This is a genomic window from Gordonia sp. ABKF26 (assembly GCF_041103195.1).
Classification (GTDB): Bacteria; Actinomycetota; Actinomycetes; order Mycobacteriales; family Mycobacteriaceae; genus Gordonia; species Gordonia terrae.
The window spans coordinates 643,084-655,919 of record NZ_JBGCVZ010000003.1 but is presented as its reverse complement, the minus strand read 5'-3'; the positions used below and the strand labels follow the sequence as shown (position 1 = coordinate 655,919).

The window sequence follows — 12,836 nt, the reverse complement described above, 5'->3', positions numbered from 1 at the left end:
CAACTGATCCTTTCCGCTTATCGGCTGGTCGAGGTGAAGGGCAGCAGGGCCACCTCACGCGAGTTCTTCACTGCCACAGCGACGTCGCGCTGATGCTGCACGCAGTTACCGGTCACGCGACGCGACCGGATCTTGCCACGGTCGGACAGGAAACGACGCAGAAGCGCGGTGTCCTTGTAGTCGATGACGGCCTTCTTGTCCTTGCAGAAGCTGCACGCCTTGGTCTTGGTGACCTTCTCGACGCGAGGCTTCCGGCTCGGCTTTGCCTTTGCCATGTGTGTGTTGCTCCAGTCAATGCTTCGGGGACGGTCGCTGCCGTTCCCGGGTGTTCGGGGCGGGTGATCGTGCCCCGAGCGCTATCAGAAAGGTGGTTCGTCGTCCCCGCCGCCGAAAGATCCCCCGCTGTTGCTGGCAGGCGCGCTGCCCCAGGGATCTTCGGCAACCTGCTGGTTCGAGTTCCCGCCGCCGCGGCTACCGCCGCCGCCACCGGACCCGAATCCGCCGCCACCACCGCCACCGCGCGAGGCGCGGTTGACCTTGGCGGTGGCATACCGCAGGGAGGGGCCGATCTCGTCGACCTCGAGTTCCACGACCGTGCGTCGTTCGCCCTCTTTGGTTTCGTAGGACCGCTGCTTGAGCCGTCCCTGCACGATCACCCGGGATCCCTTGGTCAGGCTCTCGGTCACGTTCTCCGCGGCGTCGCGCCAGATGTTGCAGCGGAGGAACAGCGCTTCGCCGTCCTTCCACTCATTGGTCTGGCGGTCGAAGGTGCGCGGAGTGGAAGCCACCGTGAAGTTGGCAACCGCTGCGCCCGACGGCGTGAACCGCAGTTCCGGGTCGGCGGTGAGGTTGCCGATGACGGTGATGACCGTGTCGCCTGCCATGTGTTTCCCCTTGGGTCGTGTGGTGGGCACTCGCTGATCGACATGCACCGGGTTGTGTTGAACTGTCGGGTCCAACCCTAGAACCCGGTACCGACGTGTTCAGACGATCAAGAAAGCCTGTGGATTACTTCCGCAGGACCTTGGTGCGCAGAACCGACTCGTTCAGCTTCAGCTGACGATCGAGCTCGGTGACCGTGGCGGGCTCGGCGTTGAGATCGATGACGGCGTAGATGCCCTCGTTGTGCTTGAGGATCTCGTAGGCAAGACGGCGCTTGCCCCAGATGTCGACGCCGTCCACCGAACCGCCATCCTTGCGGACAACATTGAGGAAAGTATCGAGTGAGGGTGCGACGGTGCGCTCGTCCAGATTCGGATCGAGGATGACCATCAATTCGTAGTGACGCATAAGACCACATCACCTCCTATGGGCTAGGTCGGCCACGGACTGTCCGTGGCAGGAGGGTCGCCTGCGTCGGCAACCGGTCCAAGATACATGACCTGCCCGTTCGCAGTGAAATCCGTGGTCACGGGTCGCTGCGGCGACCTACTGCCGGACCACCTACGCTGTTGCCCATGTCGGAGCGGCGGACAACCCCGGGAAGGTGGTCCGCACGGTTGTCCGGCCGTGGCGAGACGGCCGTCATCGTTCTGGTCTCGGTGCTGGCGACCGCGGCCACGATGTTCTGGAGCTTCCAGGCCAAGCTCCGGTGCGGCGGCGCCCCCTTCGACGAGTACGGGCGCAGCGACAACTGGCCGACGGGTGATCCCGACGCGGTGATCCCCTGCTACTCGGACCTGATCTACCTGTGGCTCGGCCGCGACATCAACACCCACGTCTTCCCCTACATCCACGGCGGGATCGCCTCCGACGGCACCCTGTTCGGCGGCGTCGTCGAGTACCCGGTGCTCTCCGGCGTGCTCATGTTCTTGGGCGCGAGCGGGGCCGACACCGACACCGACTTCTTCATCCAGTCCGCACTCCTGTTGGCGCCGTTCGGTTTCGCGATCACGGTGATGCTCGCGCTGATGGTCCGATGGTGGGCGTTGCTCTGGGCCGCGACACCCCCGCTGGTGCTGTACTCCTTCCACAACTGGGAACTGCCGGTTGTCGCGACGGCCGTCGGGGCGATCGCCGTGATGGCCTGGGGCGCGTCCGTCCAACCCGGTACAGATCGACGACGGCTGCCGCTTCGCACGTCCGCGGTCATCGCGGCAGTCCTGCTCGCGGTCGGCTTCTGCCTCAAGCTCTACCCCGGCATCCTCGTATTGCCGCTCGCCGCATACGTTCTCACCCGCGGCGCCGGTGGTGCACGCACAGGCGGGCAACGACGGCGCGGTGGAAGCGGCCTGGACTGGACGGGCGCCGGTTGGGTTGGCGGCGCCGCCGTCGTGACGGTGGCCGCGATCCAGTTGCCGTTCATGGTCCTCGGATTCGACGGATGGAAGGCGGCACTATCCTTCCAGGGCCGCCGCCGAGCCGACGTCGACACCAATTCCATCTGGTACTGGGGGCTGCGGTACCTCACCGGGACCGGAGACACTTACAACTCCGTGGTCAGCGTGCTGTCCCCGCTGCTGATCCTTGCCTCGTTCGCGGTGGCGATGTACCTCGGGTGGCGCCGGTTCGAGCGCGTCGGCATCTTCCCGTGGATCGGCGTGAGCGGCGCGATGCTGGCGGGTTTCATGCTGTTCCACAAGGTGCACTCGCCGCAGTACACTCTCTGGATTCTGCCGTTCTTCGTTCTCATGAAGGTGCGCTGGCCGGTGATCCTGACCTATCTCCTCGCCGACCTCGCCCTCGACCTGACGATCTTCCGCCTGTTCCCGATCCGGGATGCCGGCGATCCGCTGCCATGGTGGATCGTCACCGGCGTCGCCGGTTCGGTGTGGGTGCACGCGGTTCTGCTCGCCTACCTGATCGTGACCTTCGTGGGCACCCCGCTCCGTGAGCCGTTGGCTGTCCGAATGGCCGCACGGGTTCCCGGTGCCGTCGACCCGTCCTCCGACGGGGAGCGGTTCCGTTCACCGCGCGACACGATCACGAGAGGTTCGGCATGAGTACATGGTTGGCGACCGGCCCACTGGTGCACGATCGGGTCACCCTGCGGCCGATCGGCATCGAGGACATCGGACCGTTGGCGCGCGTCGTCGACGACCCCACCCTCTTCCGGTGGGTTCCGGGCGTGCCGACCGACGAGGACAGTGCGCGCCGGTACGTCCGGTCGGCTCTCGACTCACGCGTCGCCTTCACCGTCGTCGACAACGCCGACGGCAGCGTGGTCGGGTCGACGAGTTACTACGAGATCGACGAGACCAATCGGTCCGCGTGCATCGGTTACACGTTCTACAGCGAACGCGTCCAGGGGACCGCGGTGAATCCCACCGCCAAATACCTGTTGATGCGCCACGCATTCGAGGAGTGTGGCACCGTCCGCCTGACGTGGCACACGCACGAGAGCAACGCGCGATCGCGCGCCGCGATCTCGAAGCTGGGTGCGAGCTTCGAGGGTCTGCTGCGCAAGCACCGCCGATTCGGTGACGGCTGGCGCACGACCGCCCTGTACGCCATGACCGATGACGATTGGCCCGCGGCCAGAGATCGCCTGCTGCAGCGGATCACCGTCTGAGCGAGACCTACGGGTTCTTGGTGTGTTCTGAATGTCCCCGGGTGCGCCGATCTTCTTTCATCCGCGCCTCGTGCACGTGCCGCTCGCCGTCGGTCAGATCGGCTCGCACCCGGTCGACGTACTCGCGCAACGGGCCCCAGTAGGTGTCGTCGAATTCCTCGACGACCTGGAACGTCCAGCGACCCTCCAGCACATTGCGACCCACCAGCTCGGTGGACAGCTCATCGGCGAACTCGGCATGGCCCGCCTCGCGCAGTTCGTCGACGGCCTCCCCCAGCAGCAGATCGCCACGCCCGATGAGCTGATGGAAGGAGTAGAGGTGGCCGCGGGCGCGCTCGATGTACTCCAGCGCCTCCCCCACCTTGCCGACCGCCTCCGCGGTGTCGTCCGAGATGTGTGGTGCGGTATCCGACATGACCGGTCATTACCCAGGGACGCGGTCACCCAATCGTCAGGAGACCTCGAACGTGCGTGACCGCTGACCGAGCACCGGCTCCGGTTCTCGCGCTGTGTCTGCCGCCCTGGTCGTCGGCGACCGTCGACCGATCCGGTCCGGCGCGCCGTCGAGGACGCCACCCGCCGGATCGTCGTACCACTTTCCGCCGTTCCCGCGACGGACCAGATCGTCACGTGGGTGCCAGATCTGCCACAGGACGACGGCGCAGAGTGCGAGCACCATCAGTCCGCGGAGCACCACGGCGGCGGTGAACCACTGGTCCGGGAGCCAACGACGCTCGGCATCGAGGAACAGACTCATCCGCGGCACCCAGATGAGCGCGTCGACCGCCATCCAGGCCAGCAGCAGGCGAGCGTGTGGAATGGCAAGTACCGCAAGTGGAACCAGCCACAACGAATACTGCGGACTCCACACCTTGTTCACCAGCAGGAAGCCGGCCACGGCGAGGAACGCCAACTGCGCCACACGAGGCCGGTACGGCGCCAGGACACCGATCGCGGCCACCGCGGCGATCACGACCACGGTCAACCCCACCGACAGCGCATTCAGATAGCCGGTGTTCCATGTGAAACCGGCGGCGTCGGCGACGACCCGGTAGATCGTGTCGGGGTCCGCGGACCGGTCGCCGTTGAACCGGAAGAACTCCCACCACCCCGACGGGTACGGGATCAGGATCGGCAGATTCACCGCGAGCCAGGCGGCGATCGCTGTCGCGGCCACGACGCCGAACTCGCGGACCTTCCCGGTTCGCAGGCACAGCGCGCCCAGCACCACCAGCAGCAGCGCCGGATACAGCTTGGCCGCGGCGCCGAGTCCGATGAAGACACCCGCCAGCCAGAAGCGCTCCCGCGACCAGGCCAGCAGTGCGACCGCCACCGCCGCGGTGGCGATGGCGTCGAAGTTGGTGAACGCATGCACGAAGACGAGCGGGGACAACGCGGCCAGCCACACCGACCACATGCGGGTTCGCGCGGTGAGCGCGGTTGCCCAGATGGTCACCAACCAGAATGCCGCCAGTCCCAACGCGACGATCGTGAAGAACAGCACGACGTCGAGCGCCCCGGGCACGCCCCAGTGGGTCTCGGCCCAGAGCCACCCCTGGGTCAGCTGCGCCGCGCCGTACATGAACATCCCGGTGAGGACCGGGTACTCCATGTACCGCTTGATGGTCTGTCCCGCGGAGTCCTCCTGGAACCAGAAGTCCCGGTAGGGCAGCGCGCCCTGGTTGAGCCGCTCGGCGCCGAACAGGCTGATGACGTCGGAGTAGCAGAGGTTGGTGAACTGGCGCTGATCGTCCCAGTCGAGCCGCATCTCCGCGCCCGCGGTGGTGCCGCCGTCAACCGGTGCCTGTTGCAGGCACGCGGCTTTGCCGAACCATCCGAGTGCGAGTCCGCACAGCGCCAGGACGAAGAGCACCCGCAGGGGTGTCAGATGCCGGCTCCGGCCGATGACAGCGTGTGCTCCCACCGGTCCACCGACGAGCGAACTCGCCTCGCGCACCATGCCGTCCGTGCGTGTCGGCAGGATCCGCGCGTCGTCGACACGCTGATCACTCGCAAGGGGTGCAGGGCTGTCCCAGACGGGGTCGGGGCCGCTCGCCGCGGAGTCGGCCGCCGAATCCGGGTCAGCCGATGGGCGGTTCAGGGACTCCTCCGCCTCCGTCACCGCCGCCGGGTACACCGTCGCCGGAGTCGCCGCCGCCGTCACCGCCGTCGCCGGGGGCCAATCCGCCGCCGCCCGGGCTGTTGCCACCGCCGCCACCGCCGCCGTTCCGCGGGGCGCCCGGGATGGGGATCGTCACGCCCGGAGCGAGGGTGAGGTTGCCGTCCCCGCCCTGGTCGGGGATGTCGAAGGTCGGCACGGAGGGTCCGCGGGTCCGCGTGGGCGCCTCGGTGGTGACAGGGGCCTCATAGGGCACGCCGGCCACACCGCCGACCGATTCCGGCTCGGGGAACTGCTTGATCTCCTTGCCCTCGAGGGCGGCGTCCATCGCCGACTTCCAGATCGACGACGGCAGCCCGCTGCCGTAGATCGAGGCACCGTTGTAGTTGGTCAGGGCCGTGCCGTCATTGGTACCGACCCACACCGCGGTCGACAACTGCGGTGTGTAACCGACCATCCACGCGTCCTTGTTCTGCCCGGTGTCGCCGAGCTGGACGGTGCCGGTCTTGGCGGCCGAGGGACGCGAGCCGAGTGACGAGTCGTACAGCGAGTTCCCGTTGGAGTAGGCCGCGATCGGCTGCAGGGCGGCGCTCACGTTGTCGGCGACCTTCGCGGGGAAGACGCGCTTGCCCTCGGTCTTGCGCTCGTAGAGGACCTGCCCCTCCGAGTCGACGACCTTCTGGACGAAGTACGGCTCGTGATAGACGCCCGACGCCGCGAGGGTGGCGTACGCCGAGGCCATGTCGATCACCCGCGACTGGTACTGACCGAGCACCACGCCGCCCTCGGGCTGACCGTTCGCCTCCTGCAGCGTCTTCTCGATGTTGCCGAACGACTCCGCGACACCGGCCTTGTGCGCGGCGTCGGCAACCGCCCGGGCACCACCGTCGAGATCCATCATCAGGCGGTAGTACACGGTGTTGAGCGACATTTTCATCGCCGTGGCGAGGTTGCAGGTGCCGCAGCTCTCACCGTCGGAGTTCTCGACCGTCAGACCACCACTGGCCTCGAACGGCGCCGAGCTGTAGGTCTTCGACAGCGGGATGTCCTGTTCGAGCGCCGCGACGAGTGCGAACACCTTGAACGACGAACCGGTCTGGAGACCGGCCTGGGCGAGGTCCCAACCGCCCGGGTTGTCGCCGCCGTAATAACCGCGCACACCACCGGTCTGTGGATCGATGGACACCGCCGATGCGAGCAGATCGTCGGGCTCGCCGTTCAGTTCACCGTTCGGGCACTTGTAGATCCGGTTCTTGCGACAGGCTGCCTGCACGACACCGTTCTGAACCTGCGGATCGATCGTGGTGCTGATCTTCAGGCCACCGGTGCGCAGCTGCTTGTCGGTGATGCCGATGCGGTTGAGCTCGGCGAGCACCTGCCGCTTGATGAGCCCGTTCGGGCCGGGGGTCTCGTCGGAATCGCTGACGCGGGCCTTGACCGTCTTGGGGAAGACGGCGTTGTCGGCCTGCGCACGGGTGATGGCACCGGTGGCGACCATGCCGTCGAGCACGTAACGCCAGCGCGCCTCGGTGACCTCGCGGTTGGTGTCGGGATCGTAGTACGACGGCGCGCGGATGACGGCCGACAGCAGCGCGGCCTCCTCGAAGGTCAACGGATTGCGCTCGGCGCGACGCTTGTCGGTGATGGACTTGTTGAAGAACTTCTGCGCGGCGACCGCGACGCCGTAGGCACCCCGGCCGAAGTAGATCGTGTTGAGATAGGCCTCGAGGACCTTCTCCTTGGACCAGCCGTGCCGGTCGTTCATCTTCGCCGCGATGGCGAGTTCTTTGAACTTGCGGTCGAAACTGCGCTCGTCACCGACGATCGCGTTCTTGACGTACTGCTGCGTGATGGTCGAGCCACCGCCGGCGGTCTGGTTGCCGGTGATCTGCCCGATCGCCGCACGGGACAGACCGCGCGGCGAGAATCCGTTGTTGGTCCAGAATTCGCGGTCCTCGGCGGCGACGATGGCCTGTTTCATCGTCTCGGGGATCTCGTCGAAGGGGACGACCGTGCGGTTGCCGTCCGGCGAGGTGACATCGGCCAGCGTGCGTCCGGAGGTGTCGACGATGGTGGCCTTCTGGCTCACCTCGGGTTCCGGGATCTCGGCGGTGAAGTAGGTGAACGCGAACGCGACGATGAGCACCAGCACGATCGCCGGGACGATCGCGCCCACGATCCCCAGCGCCCATGCGAACCGCCGATGTCTGGTCGCCGTCTCACTTCTGTTCTGACCGCCACCGCCCGGACCGGGTCGGATGCCGGTGCGCCGGGGCGTGGGCGAAGACCCGCGTGCCTCGCTCATCGTCCACCTTCCTACCGGATCGGGCGGACGTCATCGTCCGTGGATCTCGGTTACCTTCTCTGGCCTCGTGCCGCTCCACTGTGACAGCAGGCAACGGCCCGGGCAAAAAAACCGCAGGCCGGCGCCCTACTTGGCGACGCGTCGGGAGCGACGCGTGGACTGGGGCGGCAGCCCGGCAACGTATGACTGCACCAGATGGTTCCAACTACAGGTCCGGCACACCTCGACGACATGTACCGAGAACTCCTCGGCGGTCGTCGCGAGTCGCGCGATCTCCTCGTTGCTCCGTGCCGAGCCGCTGACCTGGCCCAGACGTTCGCCGAACACCCATGACACCAGGGTGACCTGCTCTTTTCGGCAGATCGGGCACATCGTGGTGCTGGGCCGACCATGGAACTTCGCCGCGCGCAGGAGGTACGGACTCGCGTCGCAGACCTCGGCAACGGCGGTCCGGCCCGCATGGACCGAGGACAGCCGAGCGCGCCGCTGCAGGGCGTAGTCGACGATCTGGCGTTGCACGGTTTTCAGGGTACGTGGTCTCTGCCGGGGCGTCGGCGCGACGGGTCCGGCGAGGAGGCCCCGGAAACCGGCCCGTGCGCGTCCCGAGATGTCCGTCACGCCACCGCCGGATGCCCTCCGGCCATCTGTCCTTCTCCTGACCGACCGCTCGTGGACACCAGTTATATCGGTGCGATACATTGGCAAATACATCGGAATGAGGTGTCGGCGCGTCAGAGCGCGTCGGTACATCAAGTCCGAGGAAGAAGTGACAGATCATCGGCAGGACGTGAAGGGGGTGGCGAAGTGCTCGAGCTGGCCATTCTCGGATTGCTTCTCGAATCCCCCATGCACGGCTACGAGTTGCGCAAGCGACTCACCGGCCTGCTCGGCGCCTTCCGTGCGTTCTCGTATGGATCGCTCTACCCGACGCTGCGTCGCATGCAGGCCGACGGCCTCATCGATGAACCCGAGACGCCCCTGGGCGTCAAGGTGCGGCGTGGCCGGCGTGTCTACCAGCTCACCGACGCAGGCCGGGAACGGTTTGCCGAGCTGGTCGCCGACACCGGACCCCAGAACTACACCGACGACGGTTTCGGTGTGCACCTGGCGTTCTTCAGCCGCACCCCCGCGGTTGCGCGTATGCGCATCCTCGAGGGCCGCCGCCGGCAGGTGGAGGAGCGTCGGGAGGGGTTGCGGGAGATCGTCGGACGGTCCAACCGGACCGTCGACCGGTACACCCGTCAGCTGCATCAGCTCAGCCTCGAGTCCAGCGAACGCGAAGTCCGCTGGCTCAACGAGCTGATCGCGGCCGAGAGCTCCCAGCAGGACGGGGCGCCCGACCCGTTCGACACACAGTTCGACGACGACCTCGCCGACAGCGAACGGTCACAGTTCGATTCGGGGAAGCCCACGGCCTCCACCGGACGAGCCGATGACGAATATCAAGACCCGGACTCGATGCAGAGCCGGGACGCACAGCTCGACGAACCCGAGCAACGGAAAACACCGGTTGCGCAGCGAACGACTGCGATGCCGCGAGAAGAAGGAGAACCCGACCATGGGTGAGCCCAATAAGGTGCGCGTTGCCATTGTGGGCGTAGGAAACTGCGCTTCATCCCTGGTGCAGGGCGTGCAGTACTACAAGGACGCCGACGAGAACTCCAGCGTTCCCGGCCTGATGCACGTGAAGTTCGGCCCGTACCACGTCCGCGACGTCGAGTTCGTCGCCGCGTTCGACGTGGACGCCAAGAAGGTCGGCTTCGACCTGTCCGACGCGATCTTCGCGAGCGAGAACAACACCATCAAGATCGCCGACGTCCCGCCGACCGGTGTCACCGTCCAGCGCGGACACACCCTCGACGGTCTCGGCAAGTACTACCTCGAGACCATCACCGAGGCCGACGGTTCGGGTGTCGACATCGTCCAGGCCCTGAAGGACAACGAGGTCGACGTCCTCGTCAGCTACCTCCCGGTCGGCTCGGAGCAGGCCGACAAGTTCTACGCCCAGTGCTGCATCGACGCCGGCGTCGCCTTCGTCAACGCACTCCCCGTGTTCATCGCCTCGGACCCCGAGTGGGCCCAGAAGTTCGCCGACGCCGGTGTCCCGATCGTCGGCGACGACATCAAGAGCCAGGTCGGTGCCACCATCACCCACCGCGTGATGGCGAAGCTGTTCGAGGATCGCGGCGTCACCCTCGACCGCACCTACCAGCTCAACGTCGGCGGCAACATGGACTTCAAGAACATGCTCGAGCGTGAGCGTCTGGAGTCCAAGAAGGTCTCGAAGACCCAGGCCGTCACCTCCAACCTGACCGGCTCGCTCGCCGGCAAGGTCGAGGACAAGAACGTCCACATCGGCCCGTCGGACCACGTCGCGTGGCTCGACGACCGCAAGTGGGCCTACGTCCGCCTCGAAGGCCGCGCCTTCGGCGACGTGCCGCTGAACCTCGAGTACAAGCTCGAGGTCTGGGACTCCCCCAACTCGGCCGGCATCATCATCGACGCCGTGCGCGCCGCCAAGATCGCCAAGGATCGCGGCATCGGCGGACCGGTCATCCCGGCCTCGGCCTACCTGATGAAGTCCCCGCCGAAGCAGCTCGCCGACGACGTCGCGCGCGCCCAGCTCGAGGAGTTCATCATCGAGGCCTGAGCCTCGTAGAACGCAACCCGGCGGCGCTTCCTGATCTGATCAGGGAGCGCCGCTTCTGTTGTCGCCGTCCCGCCACCCCACTCGACGGAAACCGCAGGTCATCCAACCAAATCAGTGACCGCGTCAAACCCTTCACATAGAGTGTTGTCGATTGCTCCGAGTGGCCCGGTATCGGGCACATCGGACATCACGAGACCCCGTACCAACAGAAAGGCGCAAACCATGGGCGTGAGCCTGAGCAAGGGCGGCAACGTTTCCCTCAGCAAGGAGGCTCCGGGCCTGACTGCGGTCTCCGTCGGCCTCGGCTGGGACATCCGGACCACCACCGGAACCGACTTCGACCTGGACGCCAGCGCCATCGCGCTCGGTACCGACAAGAAGGTCGTCTCCGATCAGCACTTCGTCTTCTTCAACAACCTGCGTTCGCCCGACGGCTCGATCGAGCACACCGGCGACAACCTGACCGGTGAGGGCGAAGGCGACGACGAGGTCATCAAGGTCGACCTCGCCGGCGTGCCGCCGAACATCGACTCCATCGTCTTCCCCGTCTCGATCTACGACGCCGACGCACGCTCGCAGTCCTTCGGTCAGGTGCGCAACGCGTTCATCCGCGTCGTGAACCAGGCCGGCGGTGCCGAGATCGCCCGCTACGACCTCAGCGAGGACGCCTCCACCGAGACCGCGATGGTCTTCGGTGAGCTGTACCGTCATGGGTCGGAGTGGAAGTTCCGCGCGGTCGGCCAGGGCTACGCCTCGGGTCTCGCAGGCATCGCCCGCGATTTCGGTGTGAACGTCTGAGTCCTCTCGGACTCCGGCTGTCCGCCTGACATGCCCGTGGATGCCGCACTCGCCCTACTGGCGGGTGCGGCATCCGCATGTCACACTCCTCTCCGACGATGCGGTCGGCTGGACCACACGCACCCTAGAAAGGCCACAATCCGGTGGTAGTAAGAATTTTCGGCCTCTCGGTCGTCGTGACGATCGTGTCGCTGATCATCGCGTTCCTCTATGGCGGTGTCGAAGCGCTGATCCTGACCGCCATCCTCGGCGTCTTCGAGATCTCGCTCTCCTTCGACAACGCGGTCATCAACGCCACGATCCTCCGTCGGATGAGCGAGTTCTGGCAGAAGATCTTCCTCACCATCGGCATCCTGATCGCCGTCTTCGGCATGCGCCTGGTGTTCCCGCTGGTCATCGTGTGGCTCGCCTCGGGCCTCAATCCCGTCGATGCACTCGACCTCGCACTGAACCCGCCGCCCAACGACGCGGCGTACTTCGCCAACGGCGATCCCAGCTACGAGACGATCATCACCGACGCCCACCCGCAGATCGCGGCGTTCGGCGGCATGTTCCTGCTGATGCTGTTCCTGGGCTTCGTCTTCGAGCAGAAGGAACTGACCTGGCTGACCTGGATCGAGCGTCCGCTCGAGAAGATCGGCAAGCTGGAGATGCTCGAGGTCGTCATCGCGATCACCCTGCTCGTTCTCACCGCGAGCTACATCGCCGCGCCGGACGAGCAGTCGACGGTCATGATCGCCGGCTCGCTCGGCATGATCACCTACATCCTGGTCAACGGCCTCGGCGAGTACTTCAACGTCGAGACCGAAGAGGACGACGAGGCGGCCGAGCCGGGAACCGATGCGGCCGAGAAGTCGGCGGTCGAGAAGTCCAACGGCAAGTCCGGCCCGTCGGATCTGGCCAAGGCGACCGGTAAGGCGGGATTCTTCCTGTTCCTCTACCTCGAGGTGCTCGACGCGTCGTTCTCCTTCGACGGCGTCATCGGCGCGTTCGCCATCACCGCGGACCCGATCATCATCGCCCTCGGCCTCGGCCTCATCGGTGCGATGTTCGTCCGTTCGCTCACCGTCTACCTGGTGCGCAAGGGCACGCTGTCGGAGTACGTGTACCTCGAGCACGGTGCGCACTGGGCGATCGGTGCGCTGGCGTTCATCCTGCTGTACTCGATCGGGACACACGTGCCGGAGATCATCACCGGCCTGATCGGCGTCGCGCTGATCATCGCCGCGTTGATCTCCAGCATCATCCGCCGCAACCGCCTCGCGGCGAGGGGCGAAGTGGAGAAGGTCGAGGTCTGACCTTTCGTGACGCTCGCAAGCTCGCTCCTCAAGGAGCGGTGAGCGCCCTCCGCACGCCCCAGGCGCTCCTCAGGGAGCGGAGGGCGGGAACGCGTGAGACAACTGCGCCGCAGGTCCTCGACGGACCTGCGGCGCAGTCTTTTTCGACGGACCGG

13 protein-coding genes are annotated in these 12,836 nt (G+C 66.2%); 6 read left to right on the top strand and 7 right to left on the bottom strand.

All coding sequences use genetic code 11. The features are described from left to right. Nucleotides 1-17: 17 nt before the first annotated feature. From rpsR to rpsF, 3 genes are all read right to left on the bottom strand, one after another. The gene (rpsR, locus tag AB4Z55_RS03540; RefSeq protein ID WP_004020662.1) at nt 18-275 is read right to left on the bottom strand and encodes a 30S ribosomal protein S18; all 258 of its coding nucleotides are present in this window, start codon (nt 273-275) and stop codon (nt 18-20) included. An 84-nt stretch (nt 276-359) separates the two neighbouring features. Beyond that, the gene (locus AB4Z55_RS03535; protein WP_369519152.1) at nt 360-884 is read right to left on the bottom strand and encodes a single-stranded DNA-binding protein; all 525 of its coding nucleotides are present in this window, start codon (nt 882-884) and stop codon (nt 360-362) included. A 124-nt stretch (nt 885-1,008) separates the two neighbouring features. Further along, entirely contained in the window at nt 1,009-1,290 is a 282-nt protein-coding gene (gene rpsF, locus AB4Z55_RS03530; RefSeq protein ID WP_004020660.1) for a 30S ribosomal protein S6, read from the bottom strand. 167 nt (nt 1,291-1,457) lie between these two features. On the opposite strand from rpsF, the gene AB4Z55_RS03525 reads away from it, so the two are divergent. Both AB4Z55_RS03525 and AB4Z55_RS03520 read left to right on the top strand, forming a co-directional pair. Further along, on the top strand, nt 1,458-2,942 hold the full coding sequence (locus tag AB4Z55_RS03525) for a hypothetical protein (protein WP_064569643.1): 1,485 nt from the start codon (nt 1,458-1,460) through the stop codon (nt 2,940-2,942). Then, nucleotides 2,939-3,511: a GNAT family N-acetyltransferase gene (locus AB4Z55_RS03520; protein ID WP_369519151.1), complete on the top strand. Its 573-nt coding sequence runs from the start codon at nt 2,939-2,941 to the stop codon at nt 3,509-3,511. The genes AB4Z55_RS03525 and AB4Z55_RS03520 overlap by 4 nt, the downstream gene beginning before the upstream one ends. 7 nt (nt 3,512-3,518) lie before the next feature. On the opposite strand, the gene AB4Z55_RS03515 is transcribed toward AB4Z55_RS03520, so the two are convergent. The 4 genes from AB4Z55_RS03515 to AB4Z55_RS03500 form a co-directional block, all read right to left on the bottom strand. Beyond that, nucleotides 3,519-3,926 carry a hypothetical protein gene (locus AB4Z55_RS03515; protein WP_064569645.1) on the bottom strand — a complete coding sequence of 136 codons (408 nt, stop codon included), beginning with the start codon at nt 3,924-3,926 and terminating at the stop codon, nt 3,519-3,521. 36 nt (nt 3,927-3,962) lie between these two features. Further along, nucleotides 3,963-5,633, bottom strand: coding sequence for a glycosyltransferase family 87 protein (locus AB4Z55_RS03510; RefSeq protein ID WP_101820065.1), 1,671 nt, complete (start codon nt 5,631-5,633; stop codon nt 3,963-3,965). Beyond that, a complete protein-coding gene (locus AB4Z55_RS03505) occupies nt 5,593-7,935 on the bottom strand; it encodes a transglycosylase domain-containing protein (protein WP_004020655.1) in 2,343 nt (780 codons plus the stop codon). Before AB4Z55_RS03505 ends, AB4Z55_RS03510 begins: the two co-directional genes overlap by 41 nt. A gap of 126 nt (nt 7,936-8,061) precedes the next feature. Continuing rightward, nucleotides 8,062-8,454, bottom strand: a complete 393-nt coding sequence (locus AB4Z55_RS03500; protein ID WP_010844588.1) for a DUF5318 family protein — start codon at nt 8,452-8,454, stop codon at nt 8,062-8,064. A 285-nt stretch (nt 8,455-8,739) separates the two neighbouring features. Between AB4Z55_RS03500 and AB4Z55_RS03495 the strand changes: the two genes are divergently transcribed. The 4 genes from AB4Z55_RS03495 (at nt 8,740) to AB4Z55_RS03480 (ending at nt 12,681) form a co-directional block, all read left to right on the top strand. Next, on the top strand, nt 8,740-9,501 hold the full coding sequence (locus AB4Z55_RS03495) for a PadR family transcriptional regulator (protein WP_004020653.1): 762 nt from the start codon (nt 8,740-8,742) through the stop codon (nt 9,499-9,501). After that, nucleotides 9,494-10,585: an inositol-3-phosphate synthase gene (locus AB4Z55_RS03490; protein WP_004020652.1), complete on the top strand. Its 1,092-nt coding sequence runs from the start codon at nt 9,494-9,496 to the stop codon at nt 10,583-10,585. Before AB4Z55_RS03495 ends, AB4Z55_RS03490 begins: the two co-directional genes overlap by 8 nt. A 222-nt stretch (nt 10,586-10,807) precedes the next feature. Next, on the top strand, nt 10,808-11,383 hold the full coding sequence (locus tag AB4Z55_RS03485) for a TerD family protein (protein ID WP_004020651.1): 576 nt from the start codon (nt 10,808-10,810) through the stop codon (nt 11,381-11,383). A 143-nt stretch (nt 11,384-11,526) separates the two neighbouring features. Next, entirely contained in the window at nt 11,527-12,681 is a 1,155-nt protein-coding gene (locus AB4Z55_RS03480; RefSeq protein WP_064569647.1) for a DUF475 domain-containing protein, read from the top strand. Nucleotides 12,682-12,836 lie beyond the last annotated feature (155 nt).

Coding starts and splice junctions, on each gene's coding strand:
- rpsR (WP_004020662.1), bottom strand. CDS start 275: ATGGCAAAGGCAAAGCCGAGCCGGAAGCCTCGCGTCGAGAAGGTCACC.
- AB4Z55_RS03535 (WP_369519152.1), bottom strand. CDS start 884: ATGGCAGGCGACACGGTCATCACCGTCATCGGCAACCTCACCGCCGAC.
- rpsF (WP_004020660.1), bottom strand. CDS start 1,290: ATGCGTCACTACGAATTGATGGTCATCCTCGATCCGAATCTGGACGAG.
- AB4Z55_RS03525 (WP_064569643.1), top strand. CDS start 1,458: ATGTCGGAGCGGCGGACAACCCCGGGAAGGTGGTCCGCACGGTTGTCC.
- AB4Z55_RS03520 (WP_369519151.1), top strand. CDS start 2,939: ATGAGTACATGGTTGGCGACCGGCCCACTGGTGCACGATCGGGTCACC.
- AB4Z55_RS03515 (WP_064569645.1), bottom strand. CDS start 3,926: ATGTCGGATACCGCACCACACATCTCGGACGACACCGCGGAGGCGGTC.
- AB4Z55_RS03505 (WP_004020655.1), bottom strand. CDS start 7,935: ATGAGCGAGGCACGCGGGTCTTCGCCCACGCCCCGGCGCACCGGCATC.
- AB4Z55_RS03490 (WP_004020652.1), top strand. CDS start 9,494: ATGGGTGAGCCCAATAAGGTGCGCGTTGCCATTGTGGGCGTAGGAAAC.
- AB4Z55_RS03485 (WP_004020651.1), top strand. CDS start 10,808: ATGGGCGTGAGCCTGAGCAAGGGCGGCAACGTTTCCCTCAGCAAGGAG.